A 20,162-nucleotide genomic window follows, 5' to 3' on the forward strand; every position below is an offset into this window, starting at 1 on the left:
ATGTCGATCGACGTCAACAACGAGTCCGGAACCGAGGTCGACGAGCGGGCGATCCTCGATGTCGCCCGCTACGCCCTCGCCCGGATGCGCATCCATCCGCTCTCCGAGCTGTCGGTGATCGTCGTGGACGCCGAAGCCATGGAGCAGCTCCACATCCAGTGGATGGATCTGCCGGGCCCCACCGATGTCATGTCCTTCCCGATGGACGAACTGCGTCCCCCGGTCAAGGACGACGAGGAGCCCCCGCAGGGGCTCCTCGGCGACATCGTGCTCTGTCCCGAGGTGGCCCGGCAGCAGGGCGAGCAGGCCCCGACCCAGCACTCCATGGACGAGGAGCTCCAGCTCCTCACCGTCCACGGCGTGCTCCATCTGCTGGGGTACGACCACGAGGAGCCGGACGAGAAGGCCGAGATGTTCGGCCTCCAGGCGGCGATCATCGACGGCTGGCGGGCGGAGACGGGCCTCACCGGTCCCTCGCCGGCGCCGACCCTCTCATGAGCGCCCCCCTGGTTCTCGGCGCGGTCCTGCTGGTCGTGGTCGCCTGGCTGGCGGCGTGCGCCGAGGCGGGCATCGCGCGGGTCTCCAGCTTCCGCGCCGCCGAGGCGGTACGGGCGGGCAGGCGCGGCGCGGCCCGGCTGGAGCAGGTCGCCGCCGACCCCACCCGCTATCTCAATGTCGCCCTGCTGGTGCGGGTGGCCTGCGAGATGGCGGCGGGGGTGCTGGTCACCTACGCCTGCCTCCAGGAGTTCCCCGAGACCTGGGAGGCGCTGGCCGTCGCCATCGGCGTCATGGTCCTGGTCTCCTATGTCGCCGTCGGGGTCTCCCCGCGCACGATCGGCCGTCAGCATCCGCTGAACACCGCCACCGCGGCGGCCTATGTGCTGCTGCCGCTGGCCCGGATCATGGGCCCCATTCCCCAGCTGCTGATCCTGATCGGCAACGCGCTCACCCCGGGGAAGGGGTTCCGCAAGGGCCCCTTCGCCAGTGAGGCGGAGCTGCGGGCGCTGGTGGACCTGGCCGAGCAGGAGTCCCTGATCGAGGACGACGAGCGCCGGATGGTGCACTCGGTCTTCGAGCTGGGCGACACCCTCGTCCGCGAGCTGATGGTGCCGCGCACCGACCTGATCTCCATCGAGCGGTACAAGACCGTCCGTCAGGCGCTCACCCTCGCCCTGCGCTCGGGTTTCTCCCGCATCCCCGTCACCGGGGAGAACGAGGACGATGTCGTCGGCATCGTCTATCTGAAGGACCTGGCGCGGAAGACCCATGTCAACCGTGACGCCGAGAACGATCTGATCTCCACGGCGATGCGCCCCGCCGTCTTCGTCCCCGACACCAAGAACGCCGGGGATCTGCTCCGTGAGATGCAGCAGAAGCGGAACCATGTCGCCGTGGTCATCGACGAGTACGGCGGCACGGCCGGGATCGTCACCATCGAGGACATCCTGGAGGAGATCGTCGGCGAGATCACCGATGAGTACGACCGTGAGCTGCCCCCCGTCGAGGAGCTGGGCGGGGGCCGCTACCGGGTGACCGCGCGGCTCGACATCGGCGATCTGGGCGAGCTGTACGGCCTGGACGAGCTGGACGACGAGGACGTGGAGACCGTCGGCGGGCTGCTCGCCAAGGCCCTGGGCAGGGTGCCCATCTCCGGGGCGAGCGCCGTGGTCGACCTTCCGGACGGACGGGCGCTGCGGCTGACCGCCGAGTCCCCGGCCGGCCGCCGGAACAAGATCGTCACGGTGCTCGCGGAGCCCGTCGATTCCCGTCCGGAGGGGGAGCACGCGGCATGAGGGCGCGGCGGCTGAGGGCGTTCTGCCTGGAGTTCAACGACGCGGCGGAGGAGTTTCCCTTCGGTCCGGAGACCTCGGTCTTCAAGGTCGCCGGGAAGATGTTCGCGCTCTGCGCCCTCGACGCCGATCCCCTGACGGTCAATCTGAAGTGCGAGCCGGAGATCGCGGTCCGGCTCCGCGCGGACCATCCGGCCGCCATCGCCCCCGGCTGGCACATGAACAAGCGCCACTGGAACACGGTGACCGTCGGGCTGCTCCCGGACGCGATGGTCCGGGAGCTGATCGAGGACTCCTACGACCTGGTGGTGGCGGGCCTCCCGAAGGCGGCCCGCCTCCGCCTGGACCGCCCGTGAGCCGGGCCGACACCTGAACCCGGCCGCCCCGGCAGGCTCTGCCCGCACGGTGCGGGCCACGGTCGGGGGCCGGCCCCCGCGCCCCCCCGCGCCCCCCGCCGCCCCCCCGAGCCTCAATCTCCCCCAGAGCTACCTCCGGGAGGTGCCCCCAGCGAGGCTGGATTCTGTGCCTCAGCTCGCCGGCAGGGCTGAGTTCGCCCGGGTGACGGGCGACCCGGACAAACCCGGCGCGCCCGCCCGGCGCGCCCGCCCGGCGCGCCCGCCCGGCGCGCCCGCCCGGCGCGCCCGCCCGGCGCGCCCGCCCGGCCCGCAGGCCCCGCACGCCCCTGAGCGCTGCCGCCTCGGACCCTGCCTGCCCTGAGCCTGTCGGCCTCGGGCCCTCCCGCCCGTGAGCCCGGCCCGCCCGCAGGTCCCGCCCCTCCCAGGGCCCCCGTCGGCGGGGGACCGGGGTCCTCGCCGACGGCCGCGCGGGGGCGTCCTATGCTCGGGGCATGACGCAGAGCACCGACCCCGGCGACCTCGGTCCCGAGGACCGCAAGATCATCACGCTGGCGCGCAGCGCCCGGGCCCGCAACGGTGTCCCCGAGGGCGCGGCCGTACGGGACGAGACCGGACGCACCTATGTGGCCGGCACCGTCGCCCTGGAGTCCCTGGCGCTCAGCGCCCTCCAGACCGCCGTGGCCATGGCCGTGGCCAGCGGCGCGCGGTCCCTGGAGGCCGCCGCCGTCGTCTCGGACGCCGACTCCGCGTCCGACGCCGACCGCGCTGCCGTACGGGACCTGGGCGGCCCCGCCACCCCGGTGCTGCTCGCGGGCCCCGACGGCGTCCTGAAGTCGGCGGTCACGGCCGGCTGATCCCCGGGGGCGCCGCACCTCGTCCGCCGCGCGCCGCCCTCCTCCCGCCCCGCGCGCCGCCCCCCTCCCGCCGGGGCGGGGCCGTACCGATCCACGGCCCCGCCGAAGAATCACGCCCCTGTGTCTTGCCATCGCCGCTCGCGTGCGCCTCAATGAACAGCAGTTCAGCTCAACCGACGGACCGTCAGCTCCACCGGGCGGCCCGGACCCGGACCCGAGTCGCGGTCCCGTGCCGAGCCGTCCGCGTTCCTCCGTCCGTGTGGCGTGCGCACCCCGCCCGCGGAGTTCTCCCGACGGTCCACGCGCGCCTTCGTCACCGGCCTCCGCCGTGCCCCGCCCTGCCCGCCCGTCCGCCCGGGTGCCCCTGACCCGGACCGGCTGCGGCGGTGCCCGGGTCCCGGGCCCGGCGCGGGTCTCCACCACGATCCCCGAAACGGGAAGGGGAATCCCCCATGCGAGGCAGCAGAGCACTGATCGGCACGGCCCTGGCGGCGGGAGCGCTCGCCGCCGCCTCCCTGGCCCTCGCCCCGGCCGCCGCGGCCGTCACCCCGGGTTCGGCCCAGGCCAACTACGACTGCGGCTCCTGGGGCGGCGGCACGGCGACCCTGTCCGCGACCCAGAGCGGCACCTCGGCCACCATCACCATCAACTCGGCGGTCACCACCCCGATCGCCGTCGGCGCCAACCAGATCAACGCCACCCTCACCCTCGCCAAACGGGGCGGCGGGACCGTCAAGTTCACCGGCAAGCGGAACCCGGCGCTCCCCGCCAACTCCGCGGTGACGATCGGTCCGCTCAACGGCACCGTCGCCTCCGGCAACGTCCTCGACTCGTACTTCGCCGGTACGGCCCTGTCGATGACCATCTTCGGCGTCCCGGTCAACTGTGACGCCCTGACCTCCCAGACCCCGGGCCCGTTCGTCTTCTGACCCCGACCGCCCCACGCGCGACCGGCGCCACCGCCCCGGGCGGTGGCGCTCTCCGCGCCGGACCGCCGCCCCGATCCTGCCACTGTCCGATGGGTCATCAGTCAGGGGATTTCGGCTCCATTGACTTCTCCGCGCCACCCCCCGTCAATGGCCCCCAGCACACCTCCGAAGGGGGCACCCTCATGGCATCGGCAAGCAGGAATCCAGCCGTACGAAGGCCATCTCCCCGCCGCCGGCGCGGGCCCCGGCGCTGGACCGCGGCCCTCGGCGCGGTCGCGCTCATCGCCGGTACGGCGGCCCTCACCGCACCCGCGAACGCCCAGGCCACCGACCGGACCACCGCCCAGTCCACCGCCCAGTCCACCGACCGGACCACCGCGTCGAAGGCCGTCGACTTCGCCACCCGCTGCGTCCCGCCGCCGATCGCCGGCATCCCGCCGGTCAACGGCACCACCACCGCCCGGATCAGCGTCGACACGTCTGCCCCGAAGGTCGGCGACACCGTCACCGTCACCTACCAGGTGACCAAGCCCGCCGCCGGCAACCCCGTCGACCTGGCCCTGCCCGCCGACATCATGACCCCCACCGGGGAAGTGGCCATCGGCGGCGCCCAGAGCGGAAAGCTCTCCGTCACCGGGCCGAAGAAGAACCCGCCCGTCCCCGGCAAGGGCGAGTTCCCGTCGTTCTCGATGACCGGCACCTTCAAGGTCACCGCCGCCGGCGCGATCACCCTCTCGCCCGGCGACTACAACATCCACACCAGCTACATCATGGAGCTGGACACCCCCTGCACCGTGAGCAACCCGCCCGCCCCCGTCTCCGAGACGGTCACCGCGACCGGAGGGCCCGGGGCCAACGAGCGGGCGATCACCCTCGCCACCTCCTCCGGCAGGCCCGGCGACCGGGTCACCGTCACCGGTACCGGGTTCACCGCGCTCACCGGCATCACCCTGGCCGGCCGCGCCGGCGCCGCCCAGACCGCCGACAAGCTGACCTTCACCTCCGGCGCCGATGGGGGCTTCACCGGCCGGCTGAAGGTGAACGACCGGGCGACCACCGGGATCGTGGCGTACGAGGGCGCCTCCTGGTCCTCATCGAAGGGCGCGGGCCCGGTGGCGTACACCGTCACCGACGACACCCCGGTCCCCGGGAACAGCCAGAAGCTCACCGCGTCCGTCACCGCCGGAACCCTCTCCATGTCCCAGGCCGGGGAGAGCGTCGCCCTCTCCTCCGTCGACTACGGCACCGGCGGCGGGGCCGACGGCGATCTCCGGACGGTCACCGTCAAGGACTACCGGGGCGGCGCCGCCGGCTGGTCGCTGACCGGCAAGGTCACCGACTTCACCGGCCCCGGCACCATCGACGCCGGAAAGCTCCGGTGGGTCCCCGCCTGCACCACCAAGGAGGGCAGCCCCAGCACCTGCGCGGCCGGCTCCGAGGGCGCCGTGGGCAGCGAGGGCGCGACCCTCGCGTCCGCGCCGAACGACACCCGCACCGGCGGCGAGTTCACCGTCGACGCCCGGATGTCGCTGAAGGTCCCGGCGTTCACCGCCCCCGGCGAGTACTCCGGCGTGCTCACGCTCACCCTCACCTGACCGCCCTCATCCGACCGCCCGGCGGACCGGGTCCCGCCCGGTCCGCCCCGCCGAACGACCGGGGTCCGCACCCATGCCCTCCAAGCCCGCGCTGTACGCCCTGCTCCCCGCCCTCCTCCTGGCACCGCTCCTCGGCGCGGGCCCGGCCCGCGCCGCCGACAACGGGCAGTGGTCGGTCTTCCCGCAGGCGGCGGAGCCGGGCAGCCGCCCGTACTTCCACCTCGTGGCCGACCCGGGCCAGACCATCACCGACAGGGTCACCGTCGGCAACAGCACCACCGCGCCGCTGACCTTCCGGCTCTACGCGGCCGACGCCTACAACACCACGCGCGACGGCGGCTTCGCCGTGCGCTCCCCGGGCGAGCGGCAGCGCGGCGTCGGCGCCTGGGCCAGACCCCACCGCGACACGGTCACCGTGCCCGCCCGCTCCTCGGTCACCGTCCCGTACACCCTCACCGTCCCCGAGTCCGCCGAACCGGGCGACCACCCCGGCGCGCTGGTCGCCCTCGACGAGCGGGTGGCCCGGACCCGGGGCGCGGACGGCGGGGTCGCCGTCGGCGTCCGGCAGGCGGTCGGCGCCCGGGTCCACCTCCGGGTGAACGGGCCGACCGTGCCCGCGCTCTCCGTCGAGTCCGTCTCCCTCACCCAGGACCGGCCCCTGATCCCCGGCACCCGCGAGGCCGGCGCCCTCATCTCGTACACCCTGCACAACCGGGGCAATGTCACCCTCAACCCCAGGGTCGCCCTCAGGGCCGAGGGGCTCTTCGGCCGCGAGCTGCTCCGCCGGAACCTCACGAAGGTCCCCTCCGAGCTGCTGCCCCGCCAGCGCATCCGGCTCACCGAGCGGTGGCCGGACTCGCCCCAGCTCGACTGGGGCCGGATCGAGCTGACGGCGACCGCGCGGGAGGTGCGGGAGTCCGCCGGGGTCTCCTTCCTCGCCCTGCCCTGGCTGCTCGCCGCCGCCCTGCTCGCCGCCGCGGCCGGTACGGGGGTCCGGCTGCGGATACGGCACCGGGGCCGGGCCTTCGCCGGGACCGGCACCCGGGCTCCCGCCGGGCCCGGCGGCGCACCCGGCCGGGCCTGAGGCCACGGGGGCGTCCGGCATCAGCGACAATGGGCGGCATGAGTGTTCGTACCCCCTCCTCCGAGCCCGCGTCCCACCGGGCGGGCTTCGCCTGCTTCGTCGGCCGTCCCAACGCGGGCAAGTCCACGCTCACGAACGCTCTGGTCGGGCAGAAGGTGGCGATCACCTCCAGCAGGCCGCAGACGACCCGGCACACCGTGCGCGGCATCGTCCACCGCCCCGAGGCGCAGCTGATCCTGGTCGACACCCCCGGGCTCCACAAGCCGCGCACCCTCCTCGGCGAGCGGCTCAACGACGTGGTCCGCGCCACCTGGGCCGAGGTCGATGTCATCGGCTTCTGCCTGCCCGCCGACCAGAAGCTCGGCCCCGGCGACCGCTATATCGCCAAGGAGCTGGCCGAGGTCCGCAAGACCCCCAAGGTCGCGATCGTCACCAAGACCGACCTGGTGGACTCCAAGACCCTCGCCGAGCAGCTCATCGCCATCGACCAGCTCGGCCGGGAGCTGGGCATCGAGTGGGCCCAGATCATCCCGGTCTCGGTCGTCGGCGACAAGCAGGTGCGGCTCGTGGCCGATCTGCTGGTGCCGCTGCTCCCCGAGGGCCCCGCGCTCTACCCGGAGGGCGACCTCACGGACGAGCCGGAGCAGGTCATGGTCGCCGAGCTGATCCGCGAGGCCGCCCTGGAGGGCGTCCGGGACGAGCTGCCGCACTCGATCGCGGTCGTCGTCGAGGAGATGATCCCGCGCGAGGACCGCCCGGCGGACAGGCCGCTGCTGGACATCCACGCGTATGTGTACATCGAGCGCCCCAGCCAGAAGGGCATCATCATCGGCCCCCAGGGCAAGCGCCTGAAGGAGGTCGGGACCAAGTCCCGCAAGCACATCGAGGCGCTGCTCGGCACCCCGGTCTATCTGGATCTGCACGTCAAGGTCGCGAAGGACTGGCAGCGGGACCCGAAGCAGCTCCGCAGGCTCGGCTTCTGAGCGGTACGGATACCGGGCCGGGCGCCGGGCCCCGCCGCCGGCGCCGGTCTCACCAGCCGGGATCGGTCATGACCCCTCCTTCAGCACCCGGGAGATCAGCTCGCGCTGCTCCGGTGTCAGCCGGGGGTCGGAGCAGTAGACCGTCCGCCCGTCGACCGTGATCTGGTAGCTGAATCCGTCGGGCACGCCCACCGGGGGCGTGTCACGGCCCTCGGTCAGGGCCTGCCCGGCGAGGGCGACCCAGCTTCCGGGGTCGTCGCGGTCCGCGGTGTCCACCTCGGCGAACCGCTCGATCCCGGCGAAGCCGCCCGTACGTCGTACCTGGATGCGCATGCGTTCCGTTCTAGTACGGATCGGTCCGGCGCGGTAGCACGGCCACGGCCGGACCGACGCCCCGGCGCCGGTCGCCCCGGGTGCCGGTCACCGGCGCCTCGGGGCGGTCACCCGGGGGCGGTCGGTCAGGGCTCTCAGCCGGGGCTCTCAGTCGGTCGGCACCTTCACCGTCGACCACGCCTTCAGCACCGCCTGGTGCTCCTCGCCCTCGCCGTAGCGGGCCCGTGCCGCCTCCACGGTGAGCCGCGCGAACTCGGCGAACCGGGCGTCCGGCGACAGCTCGCCCCCGGTCAGGGTGTCGAACCAGATCTGCCCGGCGCGCTCCCACGACTTCCCGCCCAGCTCGGTCGCCAGCAGATAGAAGGCGTGGTTGGGGATGCCGGAGTTGATGTGGACGCCGCCGTTGTCCTGCCCGGTGCGGACATAGTCGTCCATCGTCGCGGGCTGCGGGTCCTTGCCGAGCACATCGTCGTCGTACGCCGTCCCGGGCGCCTTCATGCTCCGCAGCGCCACCCCCTGGACGCGCGGGGCCAGCAGCCCGGCGCCGATCAGCCAGTCGGCCTCGTCGGCGGTCTGGCCCAGCGTCGACTGCTTGACCAGCGAGCCAATGACATCGGACACGGACTCGTTGAGCGCGCCCGACTGGCTGAAGTACTCCAGCTTCGCCGTGTACTGGGTGAGGCCGTGGGCCAGCTCGTGCGCGATGACGTCGACCGGGAGGGAGAAGTCGAGGAAGATCTCCCCGTCCCCGTCGCCGAACACCATCTGCTCGCCGTCCCAGAAGGCGTTGGAGTAGTTCTGGTCGTAGTGGACGCTCGCGATCAGCGGCAGCCCCTCGCCGTCCAGCGAGCTGCGGCCGTAGCTCTTCTGCAACAGCTCGAAGGTGGCGCCCAGGCCCGCGTACACACGGTTGACGGTGGCGTCCTGTCCGGGCGGGGAGCCCTCGGCGCGGACCTTCTTCCCGGGCAGCCGGGTGCGGTGCTCACAGTCGTGGATGGTGCGGTCCGGCTCCTCGGGGGCGGCCCCGGTGAGCGCGGAGACCACGGAGCCGGTCAGCCCCCGGACCGTGGTGATCCGGCGCCGGGTGCGGTTGGCGGCGTCCAGCTCCAGAGTGCGCTGCGCGACCGCCGCGAGCAGCTCGTCCGCGCTCCGGGCCAGGGTGTCCAGGAGGTGCGGCGGGATGATCGTGCAGAAGACGGGGTGGCGTGGGTGGGAAACTGCGTGCGTGTCTGCCATGTCCGGCAATGTGGCACTGAGTTACTCCACTGTCACTAGTTGCGACGATGATTAGTGAAATGGAGTGAAGTATCCCGCACAGCCGGAACACGGACATCCCGCATACTGATACGGAGCGGTGCATCCCCGATTTCTCGGTTACGCTTCCGCGCATCATGCGTTTCGGGCTGCTTCTCCTTAGCTGCCGCGGCGAGGGCCTGTAGTCGTAGGCCGACTCCCTCCCCGCGGGATCTGGTGCTGCTTCGAAATCGTCGGCCGTCCACACTTCTGGACCCCCGAGGAGCCCTGCGCAGATGTCCGAGAATTCCGTCGGCCGCCCGACGCCGATCACCAACGCGACGCACACCCAGAAGCCGTCCGGCATGCCGGTGCACAAGTACGGCGGGTACGAGGCCGTCGACATCCCGGACCGCACCTGGCCGGAGAACCGGATCACGGCCGCCCCGCGCTGGCTGTCCACGGATCTGCGGGACGGCAACCAGGCCCTGATCGACCCGATGTCCCCCGCCCGCAAGCGGGAGATGTTCGATCTGCTGGTCCGGATGGGCTACAAGGAGATCGAGGTCGGCTTCCCCTCCTCCGGCGAGACGGACTTCGCGTTCGTCCGCTCGATCATCGAGGACGGCGCGATCCCCGAGGACGTGACGATCTCGGTGCTGACCCAGGCGCGCGAGGAGCTGATCGAGCGGACGGTGGAGTCGCTGCGCGGCGCCCACCGCGCCACCGTGCACCTGTACAACGCCACCGCGCCCACCTTCCGCCGGGTCGTCTTCCGGGGGTCGCGCGAGCAGGTGCGGCAGATCGCCGTGGACGGCACCCGGCTGGTGGTGGAGTACGCGGAGAAGATCCTCGGCCCGGAGACGGTCTTCGGCTACCAGTACAGCCCCGAGATCTTCACCGACACCGAGCTGGACTTCGCCCTGGAGGTCTGCGAGGGCGTGATGGACGTATGGCAGCCGGAGGCGGGCCGGGAGATCATCCTGAATCTGCCGGCGACCGTGGAGCGCTCGACGCCCTCCACGCACGCGGACCGGTTCGAGTGGATGAGCCGGAACCTCTCCCGCCGGGAGTACGTCTGCCTCTCCGTCCACCCGCACAACGACCGGGGCACGGCGGTGGCGGCGGCCGAGCTGGCGCTGATGGCGGGCGCGGACCGGATCGAGGGGTGCCTGTTCGGGCAGGGCGAGCGCACGGGCAATGTCGACCTGGTGACGCTGGGCATGAACCTGTTCTCCCAGGGCGTGGACCCGCAGATCGACTTCTCGCAGATCGACGAGATCCGCCGCACCAGTGAGTACTGCAACCAGATGGAGGTCCACCCGCGCCATCCCTACGCGGGCGATCTGGTCTACACGGCCTTCTCCGGCTCCCACCAGGACGCCATCAAGAAGGGCTTCGACGCGATGGAGAGCGAGGCGGCGGCGGCCGGGAAGTCCGTCGACGACCTCGAATGGAACGTCCCCTACCTGCCGATCGACCCCAAGGACGTGGGCCGCTCCTACGAGGCGGTCATCCGGGTCAACTCCCAGTCCGGCAAGGGCGGAATCGCCTACGTCCTGAAGAACGACCACAAGCTGGACCTGCCGCGCCGGATGCAGATCGAGTTCTCGCGGATCATCCAGCACAAGACCGACACCGAGGGCGGCGAGGTCACCCCGGCGGCGATCTGGTCGGTCTTCCAGGACGAGTACCTGCCCAACCCGGACAACCCGTGGGGCCGGGTCCAGCTCCGCTCGGGCCAGTCGACCACCGACACCGACGGCATCGACACCCTGACCGTCGAGGCGGTGGTGGACGGGGCGGAGACCGTGCTGTCCGGGTCGGGCAACGGACCGATCTCCGCGTTCTTCGCCGCGCTGAACGCGGTGGGTGTGGACGCCCGGCTGCTGGACTACACCGAGCACACCATGAGTGAGGGCGCGTCGGCCCAGGCCGCCTCCTACATCGAGTGCGCCATCGACGGCAAGGTCCTGTGGGGCATCGGCATCGACGCCAACACCACCCGCGCGTCGCTCAAGGCGGTTGTCTCCGCCGTCAACCGCGCCAGTCGCTGAACCGGGTTCTGTTTGCGCCGTGCCCCGGGCACATTCCCCGATGGATGTGCCGGGGGCACGGCTGTCCCCGGACATCGCGCGGGAGCGGGTCCCTCCCCGGACTTTCCTGGTGGACACGGCCCCGCGAGCCGGGCGGTTCGCGGGGTTTCGTGTGCGGATCGCAGGGCGGGGAATCGGCCATGTGTCGGCGTACTGCCGCCCGGGTGCTGACGGCACGGTTGCGGTGTGGCTAACATCACGTCAACGCGGGAAAGTTGCCGGAGCGTTACGGAGGTGCGCGGTGCGCGCAGACCGGGGATTGTTTGGCCGAAAGCTGCTGGTCTGTGGCATTCATACCTCGTGGAACACGGTAGGGGACGGGGAGTTCTTCTGCCCCGACTGCGGAGGCGACCGGAACTACCGCCGCCGCACGGGCCGCCGCCGTTTCACCCTGCTCGGTGTTCCGCTGCTGCCGCGCGGGGACGCCGGACCGGTGGTCGAGTGCGCCGCGTGCCACGGCCACTTCGGCATGGACGCGCTGGACCACCCCACCACCGCCCGTTTCTCGGCGATGCTCCGGGACGCCGTGCACACGGTCACCCTCGCGGTGCTCGCCTCCGGCGGCACCTCCTCGCGCCAGGTGCGGGAGACGGCGGTCGCCACCGTCCGCGCGGCCGGCCTGCACGACTGCACCGAGGACCAGCTCACCGGGCTGATCGAGGCGCTCGCGGCCGACACCGGCCGCTTCGTCGCCGATGTCGGCCCCTACGGCGCCGCCCTCGCGATCGAGCTGCACGAGGCGCTGGAGCCGCTGGCGCCGCATCTGGCGTCGGCGGGCCGGGAGTCGATCCTGCTCCAGGGGGCCCGGATCGCCCTCGCGGACGCGCCCTACAGCCCCGCCGAGCGCGAGGTCCTGGCGACGGTGGGGGCGGCCCTGCGGCTCCGGCCCGCCGAGACCGACCGGCTGCTCTCGGCGGCCCGTACCCCCTCGCCCTGATCCGCGCGAGACCTCCCGGGGCTCTTCAGGTGCTCTCCGGGCCCGGGGTGGGGGCGCGGCCCGTGCCCGCCCCCACCCCTCTCAGCCGGTCACGGCCGCAGTGACCGCTCCTTCCGGGTGTCCTTCCGGTCGAGCTGAGCGCTGTACGCCGCCAGGGGTTCGGCCCGCGACGGCTCCTTCCGCACGGCCGCCGTGGCCACCCCGGCCCACTCCTGGATCTTCGCGGTGGCGAGCGCCCTGTCCTTGGCCCCCAGCATGCTGATATCGGCCATATGACTGGCCTTGGGCGCGGTCATGACATAGCTGTCCTTCGCGCCCCGGCCCAGCCGGAACGGCTCCGCCGCCCACGGGTCGTACTCGCCGTTGACGAAGAGCATCCGCCGCGCGCTGTCCCGCACGAAGCGGTCCACATCGGCCATCGCCTTCGGCTTGAAGGTCATCGGAATGCTCTTGGGCACGAAGTCGCGCGGCCCCATCTCGGGGTAGCGCACCAGCCCCCGCAGATGCGGCGGGGTCTTCAGCGAGGGCGACCCCAGCTCGGTCCCGGCCTGGTAGTAGTACGGCACGAAGTCCTGAAGGGAGGAGTCGCCCCCGCCGATGCCGCCCAGCTCGTTCAGCGCGTCGTAGAGCTGGTCGGATGACAGCTTCGCGGGCTTGGCGGGGATGTAGTCGCACAGGTCGATCCCGGCGTACTGCCAGAACCCCCAGTCCATGCCCACGATCCCGCTCTCGTACGCCTGCTTGGCGCCGCCGCCGAACGCGGTGAAGGTCTCCCCGGCCTCGGCCGCCTCCCTCTCGTACCGCTTCTCCAGCGCGGCCCGCCGGATCAGCCCCTCCCGCTGCATCCCCGCGAGAAGGCCGCGGCACTTCTCGGTGCCGACCTTCCGGAAGAAGCGGTCGTACGCCGTGTCCTGCTTGTTGTGGACGTCGTTGGGCGCCACATAGGCGACCACGCCGTCCATGTCGTTCGGGTGGAAGCGCTCGTAGTAGGTCGCGGTCATCCCGCCCTTGGAGGCGCCCGTGGAGATCCACTTCTTGGTGTAGACCGACTTGAGCGCGGTGAACAGCCGGTGCTGGTCGTCCGCCGCCTGCTTGATCGTCAGCTTCGACCAGTCGGCGGGCGAGGGCCGCGACGGCGGGAAGAAGCGGTGCTCCATGTTCACTTCGTTGCCGTCGATGATCCGCGCCGGCTCGGACCGCTCCGGGCTGCCCCACAGGAAGTAGCCCGAGGTGTGGAAGACGGTGGGCCGGTTCACGTCCTTGTGCAGCAGGGTGAGGCGCTGCTGGAAGGTGCCCTTGGAGGGGTTCCGGTGGTCGACGGGCTGCTCGTAGCCCAGCTCGAAGTACCGGTGCTTCCCCACCTGTTCCTCGCTGATGACGGTCATCCCCGGGATCGCCAGCAGCCGGTCCCTGAGATCCGCCGCCCGGCTCTCCTGCCCCGCCGCCCGCTCCGGTATCTCGGCGGCGGTGGCCCCGGCCGCCGTCACCGTGCCCATCAGCACGGCCAGGGACACCATCCCCGTGAGCGTTCTGCGCATGCGCTGTCCTCCTCGTCCAGTCCGTCTACGCACGGGGGGACGGTGTGACGCGCGCAGAGGTTGAGCGGGGAGGGTGTGACAAGGGCAACGCAACTGCGGGGTGTGAGGCGGGTGTTGGCGGGCAGCGGGCATCGCCCTCCGGCGGGGGCCGGGCCCCTCAGCCGGGCAGCAGCGCCCCGACCGTGACGCTCACGAACACGGCCACCGACGGCAGTACCCCGCCCAGCCCCAGGAGCCCGAGGACGACCCCCGCCGCCAGGTGTCCCACGGCCCGTCCGCCGCGCACCCGGGTCGGTTCCTCCGGGTCGCAGGTGACATCCACCCGGGCGTCACGGCGCCGCATCAGCATCGAGACGGACGACTCCTGGGTCCGGTGCACGCCTCCGGCGGTCCCGCTACGGGGACGAGTGCCGGGGCCGGGGCCCCTGGCCGGCCAGTCCCGCGGCGAGGGCCACGGCCGCGAGCCCGGCGGCGCCCCAGAGCAGCACGGTGATCCCGCCCGTCTCCACGACGGCCCCGCCGAGGAACGCCCCCAGGGCGATGGAGCCGGTGAAGACCCCCACGTACACCCCGGTCACCTGCTCGATCCGGTGCGGCGCCGACTGGGACATCCAGAGCTGGCCGCCCACCGACATCCCGCCGTACGCCAGACCCCACAGGGCCATGGAGACGACGGTGGGCACGGTCAGCGGGCTGAAGAGCGCGAGCAGGGCGACGGCCGCCGTGATGCCCGCCGCCAGGCCCAGCACCGTGGACCGGGCGCGGCGGGCCGCCAGGGCCCCGGTGGCGAAGTTGCCGATCAGTCCGAAGACGCCGTAGACCAGCAGGACCAGGGCGATCGGCCCCGGGGCCAGCCCGGTGCGCTCCTCCAGCATCGGCCGCACATAGGTGTACGCGGCGAAGTGCGCCGTCACCAGGAGGAGGATCAGCACCAGGCCGGTGGTCACCGGCGCGATCCGCGACAGCGGCTCCCGGGCGGCCCCGGCGTCCGGGCCGTCCGCCGGGGCGGCCGGCCGGGGGAGCGGGGGGAGCGCCAGCGCCAGCGCGGCGGCGAGGAGCAGCGCGGCGGCGGAGAGGGCGGTGAACCCGGCGCGCCACCCGAAGGCGTTGCTGACCAGGGTGCCCAGCGGCACCCCGACGACCGAGGCCGCCGCCACCCCGCTCACAACGGCCGAGACCGCCAGCGCCGCCCCGCGCGGCGCCACGAGCCGCCCCGCGACAGCGGACGCCAGCCCCCACACCGCCCCCATCCCGGCCCCCAGCACGATCCGCGCGACCACCAGCAGGGCGAAGCCGTCCGCCAGGACCGTCAGCGCGTTGCCCGCGGCCACCACCACCATCGCCACGGCGAGCACCGCCCGCCGGTCGAACGCCCCCAGCAGCCGCGGCACCGCCGGGGCGGTGACGGCGGTCGCCAGACCGGTGATGGTCAGGCTGGACCCGGCGGCGCCGGTCGATGTGCCCAGGCCGTCGGCCATCGGGGTCAGCACCCCCACCGGCAGCATCTCGGAGGTGACGATCACAAAGGTGCTGAGCGCCAGCACCACGACCGTCACCCACTGCCACGGTGTGGTGCGGGCCGGATCGGTGCCGGTCTTCGGTGGGGTCGTGTGCGAAACCATGCCCCCAAACAACCAGCGGGCCGGGGCGGGAACAACGGCGATCCGCTCACGGTTCGATGAGCTGAGGTAATCGATCCGCAGCGCCGGGAAGGCCGCGATGAACCAGGTGCACATCCAGCAGATCGAGTGTCTGCTCGTCCTCTCCGACGAGCTGCACTTCGGCCGGACGGCCGAGCGCCTCGGCCTCTCCCAGAGCCGGGTGAGCCAGCTCATCACCGCCCTGGAGCGCCATGTGGGGGTGCGTCTCGTGGACCGCACCAGCCGGCGGGTGGCGCTCAGCCGCTTCGGCGCGCAGTTCGTCGACGAGGTGCGCCCGGCGTACGAGTCCCTGTCCACGGTGATCGGCCGGGCCCGGGAGCGCGCGGGCAGCGGCACCCTGAGCCGGCTGAGCATCGGCTTCCACGGCAGCGTCTACGAGGAGATCACCGAGGCGTTCCGGCGGCTCCGCGCGGACCACGAGGTCACGATGGCGCTGAGCGAGATCCCGCTCGGCTCGCCCTTCTCGGGGGTGCTGGACGGCCGTATCGACGCGGCCGTGGTCGAACTCCCCGTCGACGAGCCCGCCCTCACCACCGGCTACCGCTTCCCGCCCCAGGACCGCCTGCTGGCCGTCGCCGCCTCCCACCCCCTGGCAGCGGCCGCCCGCGTCCCCGTCGAGACCCTGGCCGCCCTGGACCTCGTCCACCCGGTCGGCGACGCCCCCGACTACTGGATGACCGCCCGCGTCCCCCGCACCACCCCCGAGGGCACCCCCATCCGCTCCACCGCCGGCATCACCACGGTCCAGGAGGGCCTGGCCCTGGTCGCCTCCGGTGCCCACTCGATGCTGGTCTGCCGCCCGCTGGCGGACCGCGCGGTCCGGGGCGATGTGCGGTACGTCCCGGTGGAGGGGCTGGAGGAGTCCTCCCAACTGGCCCTGATCTGGCGCACGGACCGCACCACCCCCCAACTGATCACCCTGGCCCGCCTCCTCCGCGAGGAGTTCACCTCCGCCGGCTCCGAGAAGAGCCTGTCGCCGGAGGTCCAGGAGCGGATCGACGGTACGTGAAAGGGACGGGCCCGACTCGACGGAGTCGGGCCCGTGTGGGTGGTGGTGGTCAGGCCCGCACGTGGGTGATGAAGCTCTGCCAGGCGGGGGCGGGGATGACGAGGACAGGGCCGGACGGGGTTTTGCTGTCGCGGACGGGGACGACTCCGGGGATGTCGTCGAGCACCTCGACGCAGTTGCCGTTGTTGGTGTCGCTGTAGGTGCTCTTGCGCCAGGCTTCCGCGCCGGGGAAGTCGTATCCCACCTCGACGCAGTTGCCGTTGTTTGCGTCGCTGAAGCTGCTCTTACGCCAACGAGCAGTGCTCAGGTCGTACTCGCGCATCGTCTGTGGTCCTCTGCTACCGACTCGATCAGGGCGAGGGACGCCTCAGGGGACAGAGCGGCGGCCCTGAGCAGATCGTATGCCCGCTGTGCGCGCTTCACCACAGCCGGATCGTCCAGCAGATTCCCCGAATACACCGCCTCTGTATAGACCGTTGGCGGTGTGTCCTCGAACTCCATGAGCCGGAGATTCATGGCCATCATCGGGTAGGCCCCGGCGCTGAACGGGATGACCTGTATCACCGCCCTGCGGCTGCCCATGAGGTCCGCGAGGTGGTCGAGCTGCCGTGCCATGGCGTCGGGCCCGCCGACCGGGAGGCGGAGTGTGCCCTCATGCAGGATCGCCCAGTACTCGGGGTTGGACGGGCCTTGGAGCAGTTCCGCCCGTTCCATGCGCAGGGCTACCTTGGACTCGATCTCCTCCTCCGGTGCGAAGGGGTGGTCCGCGAGGATCATCGCGCGGATGTGCTCGGCGGTCTGCATCAGGCCCGGCACCAAGCCCGGCTCCCACTCGGAGATGTGGGTTGCCAGCGCCTCCAGCTCCGCCGCTGCCGTGAAGTAACTCGCATGCGGCGAGCTGTCGATCAACTTCCTCCACAGCCGCTCGAAAAGACCTCCGGTTTGTAGTAAATCATCGAGCCGCATCGCCACATCCAGCTGCGGCTTCCTGATCGCCTGTTCGAACTGGCCGATGTATCCCCCGGATACAAACACCGCCATCCCCACCTCCGCCTGCGTCAGGCCCGCGTCCTCCCGGCGCCGTTTCAGCTCCGTACCGAAGAACTCCCACGCGGCCTGTTGTTGACCTTTGGCCATGGCGTAACTCCCTTCCGCAGCCGACGCGTTGTAGAGCGCCGGCCTCTGGCGAAGGTAGCGGCCCCGCTGTCACTGTCGCAATACGAAGTGTGAAATCGGCCCGGCCGGAAGAAGGTGTGCCATGTCAGGCAGGGAAATGCGCCACGCACGGGAATGCATGACCGACGCGGAAGACGCCGTGGCGGAATTGCGCGGCGCCCTGGAACGAAGCGGAATCACTCTCCCGTCCCTGTGCGTCGAAGCCTCGTCCTATGCCCGGGAGGCTCCCTGCCCCCTGGTTGAGCTGGGGCGGGCCTCCATCGATGTGGTGCGCAGGCTCACGTCCGCCCTGCGGAGGGACGAAAGCGGAGCCGACCGGTGAACGCGGTGTCCGCCGTGGCCATCGGCGCGTACGCCGTCGACACCCATACCGGCCGGGTGGGGGTGGTCATGGACACGGAAGGGCCTTATGTGCAGCTCAGGCCGCTTGGCGGCGGGCTGGAATGGGATTGCGAGCCGGAGGCCGTACGGATCGCCACTCCCACCGAAAGGATCAGCGCGGTGAACGCTTATGCGAATGCCCGCAGCCGGGGCGAGGTGCTCTGACCCCCCGATCAATCCACCGAGTTCTTCATATTGACGTACTCGTCGTGTGAGCAAGTGATCCGCGCCGAAAGGTGGACGGGTATTCCCCGGGAAGCGCCGGGCCATTCCGGCGTTCCCTGGGGGAGTCCACGGTCCGGAGAGGGTGATTCCCTCTCCGGAAATCCGCCTGCCCGGGTGCGTCCGGTCGGCCATGATGGGCCCATGACACCCGCCGGCACCACCGCCACCCCCAACACCCCTCCCCGGTACGCCTCATGACCGAGACGCACCCCCACATCGAGCCCCATCTCCAGGGCATGCTCGATGTCGGCGACGGCAACCACGTCTACTGGGAGGTCTGCGGCAACCCCGAGGGCAAGCCCGCGCTCGTCGTGCACGGCGGGCCCGGGTCCGGGTGCCGGGCCGGTATGCGGAGGCTGTTCGATCCGGCGAAGTACCGGATCGTCCTCTTCGACCAGCGCGGGTGCGGGCGCAGCACTCCGCACGCGAGCGACCCCGCCACCGATATGCGGCACAACACCACACCCCATCTGATCGCGGACATGGAGCGGCTGCGCGAGCGGCTCGGGATCGAGCGGTGGCTGCTCTACGGGGGGTCCTGGGGGTCGACCCTGATCCTGGCCTACGCCGAGACGCACCCCGGGCGGGTCTCGGAGATCGTCATCCCGGCCGTCACCACCACCCGGCGCTCCGAGACCGAGTGGCTCTACCGGGGCGCGGCGCGCTTCTTCCCCGAGGCGTGGGAACGCTTCCTCGCCGGGGCGCCCGGGACGGCGCGCGACGGGGACATCGTGGCCGCGTACGCCCGGCTGACCGAGCACCCCGACCCCGCCGTCCGGGCGAAGGCCACCGCCGACTGGTGCGACTGGGAGGACGCGGTCCTCCTCATCGAGCACCGGGGCGCCTCCGCCCCGTACGGCGATCGCGCCGACGCCGCCAGGCTCGCCTTCGTCCGGATCTGCGCCCACTACTTCTCCCATGGCGCCTGGCTGGAGGAGGGCGCGCTGATCCGCGACGCCGGGCGGCTCGCCGGCATCCCCGGGGTGCTGATCCACGGGCGGCTCGACATGGCGGGCCCGCCCGGCACCGCCTGGGAGCTGGCCCGGGCCTGGCCGGACGCCGAGCTGATCGTCGTCGAGGACGCCGGACACCTCGGTTCGGAGGCCACGCTCGACCACATCCTCCGGGCGCTCGACCGGTTCGCCGGCGCCGGCTGAGTCCGTGACCCCAGGGGCCCCTCCCGTGCGGAGGGCACTCGTCCGTACGGGACAATGGGGCCATGAGCCTGTTCCGTGACGACGGTGTCGTGCTGCGCACCCAGAAGCTGGGGGAGGCCGACCGCATCATCACCCTGCTCACGCGCGGGCACGGCCGCGTCCGGGCCGTCGCGCGCGGGGTGCGGCGGACCAAATCGAAGTTCGGGGCGCGGCTGGAGCCGTTCTCCCATGTCGATGTGCAGTTCTTCGCGCGCGGGGCCGAGCTGATCGGGCGCGGCCTCCCGCTCTGCACCCAGAGCGAGACCATCGCTCCGTACGGTGGCGGCATCGTCACCGACTACGCCCGCTACACCGCCGGCACCGCCATGCTGGAGACCGCCGAGCGGTTCACCGACCACGAGGGCGAGCCCGCCGTCCAGCAGTACCTGCTCCTCGTCGGCGCGCTGCGCACCCTCGCCCGGGGCGAGCACGCGCCCCACCTCGTCCTCGACGCCTTCCTGCTGCGCTCCCTCGCCGTCAACGGGTACGCGCCCAGCTTCGACGACTGCGCCAAGTGCGGCCTCGGGGGACCCAACCGCTTCTTCTCCGTCGCCGCCGGGGGCGTCATATGCGGTGACTGCCGGGTGCCGGGCAGTGTCGTACCGTCATCCGAGGCCATCACCCTGCTCAGCGCGCTGCTGACCGGCGACTGGCCCACGGCGGACGCCTGCGAGGCCCGCCATGTCAGAGAGGGCAGCGGACTGGTCTCCGCCTATCTGCACTGGCACATGGAGCGCGGCCTGCGCTCGCTCCGGTACGTCGAGAAGTGACCCCACAAGCGAGGAG

The 20,162-nt window shown here is 72.0% G+C and carries 22 protein-coding genes; 15 read left to right on the top strand and 7 right to left on the bottom strand.

All coding sequences use genetic code 11. The features are described from left to right. From ybeY to era, 8 genes are all read left to right on the top strand, one after another. Complete coding sequence (gene ybeY, locus ACWCRA_RS31975) at positions 1-498, top strand: rRNA maturation RNase YbeY (protein ID WP_351553824.1); 498 nt, start codon at positions 1-3, stop codon at positions 496-498. Beyond that, on the top strand, positions 495-1,793 hold the full coding sequence (locus tag ACWCRA_RS31980; protein ID WP_351553827.1) for a hemolysin family protein: 1,299 nt from the start codon (positions 495-497) through the stop codon (positions 1,791-1,793). Before ybeY ends, ACWCRA_RS31980 begins: the two co-directional genes overlap by 4 nt. Beyond that, entirely contained in the window at positions 1,790-2,146 is a 357-nt protein-coding gene (locus ACWCRA_RS31985) for an MmcQ/YjbR family DNA-binding protein (protein WP_351553830.1), read from the top strand. Before ACWCRA_RS31980 ends, ACWCRA_RS31985 begins: the two co-directional genes overlap by 4 nt. Positions 2,147-2,637: 491 nt before the next feature. Beyond that, positions 2,638-3,000, top strand: a complete 363-nt coding sequence (locus ACWCRA_RS31990) for a cytidine deaminase (protein WP_451069217.1) — start codon at positions 2,638-2,640, stop codon at positions 2,998-3,000. 452 nt (positions 3,001-3,452) lie between these two features. Next, on the top strand, positions 3,453-3,929 hold the full coding sequence (locus ACWCRA_RS31995; protein ID WP_351553836.1) for a hypothetical protein: 477 nt from the start codon (positions 3,453-3,455) through the stop codon (positions 3,927-3,929). A 182-nt stretch (positions 3,930-4,111) separates the two neighbouring features. After that, positions 4,112-5,524 (top strand): beta-xylosidase, encoded by a 1,413-nt coding sequence (locus ACWCRA_RS32000; protein WP_451069218.1) that lies wholly within the window; start codon positions 4,112-4,114, stop codon positions 5,522-5,524. A gap of 73 nt (positions 5,525-5,597) precedes the next feature. Further along, positions 5,598-6,608 (top strand): WxL protein peptidoglycan domain-containing protein, encoded by a 1,011-nt coding sequence (locus ACWCRA_RS32005; protein WP_451069219.1) that lies wholly within the window; start codon positions 5,598-5,600, stop codon positions 6,606-6,608. Positions 6,609-6,637: 29 nt separating this feature from the next. Beyond that, positions 6,638-7,591 (top strand): GTPase Era, encoded by a 954-nt coding sequence (gene era / locus ACWCRA_RS32010; protein ID WP_351553843.1) that lies wholly within the window; start codon positions 6,638-6,640, stop codon positions 7,589-7,591. Positions 7,592-7,657: 66 nt separating this feature from the next. On the opposite strand, the gene ACWCRA_RS32015 is transcribed toward era, so the two are convergent. Together ACWCRA_RS32015 and ACWCRA_RS32020 are read right to left on the bottom strand one after the other, a co-directional pair. Then, a complete protein-coding gene (locus ACWCRA_RS32015) occupies positions 7,658-7,924 on the bottom strand; it encodes a protealysin inhibitor emfourin (RefSeq protein ID WP_451069220.1) in 267 nt (88 codons plus the stop codon). 147 nt (positions 7,925-8,071) lie between these two features. After that, positions 8,072-9,160, bottom strand: a complete 1,089-nt coding sequence (locus tag ACWCRA_RS32020; protein WP_451069221.1) for a M4 family metallopeptidase — start codon at positions 9,158-9,160, stop codon at positions 8,072-8,074. Between the two features lie 293 nt (positions 9,161-9,453). Between ACWCRA_RS32020 and leuA the strand changes: the two genes are divergently transcribed. Both leuA and ACWCRA_RS32030 read left to right on the top strand, forming a co-directional pair. Further along, positions 9,454-11,214: a 2-isopropylmalate synthase gene (gene leuA / locus ACWCRA_RS32025; RefSeq protein ID WP_351553851.1), complete on the top strand. Its 1,761-nt coding sequence runs from the start codon at positions 9,454-9,456 to the stop codon at positions 11,212-11,214. 298 nt (positions 11,215-11,512) lie between these two features. Next, positions 11,513-12,190: a TerB family tellurite resistance protein gene (locus ACWCRA_RS32030; protein ID WP_451069222.1), complete on the top strand. Its 678-nt coding sequence runs from the start codon at positions 11,513-11,515 to the stop codon at positions 12,188-12,190. Between the two features lie 89 nt (positions 12,191-12,279). Here ACWCRA_RS32030 and ACWCRA_RS32035 read toward each other — a convergent pair whose 3' ends face one another. From ACWCRA_RS32035 to ACWCRA_RS32045, 3 genes are all read right to left on the bottom strand, one after another. Continuing rightward, positions 12,280-13,728, bottom strand: coding sequence for a S28 family serine protease (locus ACWCRA_RS32035; protein ID WP_351553857.1), 1,449 nt, complete (start codon positions 13,726-13,728; stop codon positions 12,280-12,282). A gap of 157 nt (positions 13,729-13,885) precedes the next feature. Further along, the gene (locus tag ACWCRA_RS32040) at positions 13,886-14,107 is read right to left on the bottom strand and encodes a hypothetical protein (RefSeq protein ID WP_351553860.1); all 222 of its coding nucleotides are present in this window, start codon (positions 14,105-14,107) and stop codon (positions 13,886-13,888) included. Positions 14,108-14,123: 16 nt separating this feature from the next. Beyond that, positions 14,124-15,464, bottom strand: a complete 1,341-nt coding sequence (locus ACWCRA_RS32045; RefSeq protein WP_451069223.1) for an MFS transporter — start codon at positions 15,462-15,464, stop codon at positions 14,124-14,126. Here ACWCRA_RS32045 and ACWCRA_RS32050 point away from each other — a divergent pair. Next, positions 15,448-16,398 (top strand): LysR family transcriptional regulator, encoded by a 951-nt coding sequence (locus ACWCRA_RS32050; RefSeq protein WP_451069224.1) that lies wholly within the window; start codon positions 15,448-15,450, stop codon positions 16,396-16,398. The two genes, ACWCRA_RS32045 and ACWCRA_RS32050, sit on opposite strands and share 17 nt — an antisense overlap. 49 nt (positions 16,399-16,447) lie before the next feature. Here ACWCRA_RS32050 and ACWCRA_RS32055 read toward each other — a convergent pair whose 3' ends face one another. Together ACWCRA_RS32055 and ACWCRA_RS32060 are read right to left on the bottom strand one after the other, a co-directional pair. Beyond that, positions 16,448-16,720 (bottom strand): DUF397 domain-containing protein, encoded by a 273-nt coding sequence (locus ACWCRA_RS32055; RefSeq protein WP_451069225.1) that lies wholly within the window; start codon positions 16,718-16,720, stop codon positions 16,448-16,450. Beyond that, entirely contained in the window at positions 16,702-17,535 is an 834-nt protein-coding gene (locus ACWCRA_RS32060; RefSeq protein ID WP_451069226.1) for a helix-turn-helix domain-containing protein, read from the bottom strand. Before ACWCRA_RS32060 ends, ACWCRA_RS32055 begins: the two co-directional genes overlap by 19 nt. Before the next feature lie 157 nt (positions 17,536-17,692). On the opposite strand from ACWCRA_RS32060, the gene ACWCRA_RS32065 reads away from it, so the two are divergent. The 4 genes from ACWCRA_RS32065 to recO all read left to right on the top strand — a co-directional run bounded on the left by ACWCRA_RS32065 (position 17,693) and on the right by recO (position 20,146). Then, entirely contained in the window at positions 17,693-17,896 is a 204-nt protein-coding gene (locus tag ACWCRA_RS32065) for a hypothetical protein (protein WP_351553875.1), read from the top strand. After that, entirely contained in the window at positions 17,893-18,120 is a 228-nt protein-coding gene (locus ACWCRA_RS32070) for a hypothetical protein (RefSeq protein ID WP_351553925.1), read from the top strand. Before ACWCRA_RS32065 ends, ACWCRA_RS32070 begins: the two co-directional genes overlap by 4 nt. Before the next feature lie 254 nt (positions 18,121-18,374). Continuing rightward, positions 18,375-19,337, top strand: a complete 963-nt coding sequence (pip, locus tag ACWCRA_RS32075) for a prolyl aminopeptidase (RefSeq protein ID WP_351553878.1) — start codon at positions 18,375-18,377, stop codon at positions 19,335-19,337. A 62-nt stretch (positions 19,338-19,399) separates the two neighbouring features. Continuing rightward, entirely contained in the window at positions 19,400-20,146 is a 747-nt protein-coding gene (gene recO / locus ACWCRA_RS32080; RefSeq protein WP_351553881.1) for a DNA repair protein RecO, read from the top strand. Positions 20,147-20,162: the final 16 nt, after the last annotated feature.

This window comes from Streptomyces sp. NPDC001889 (genome assembly GCF_053594535.1).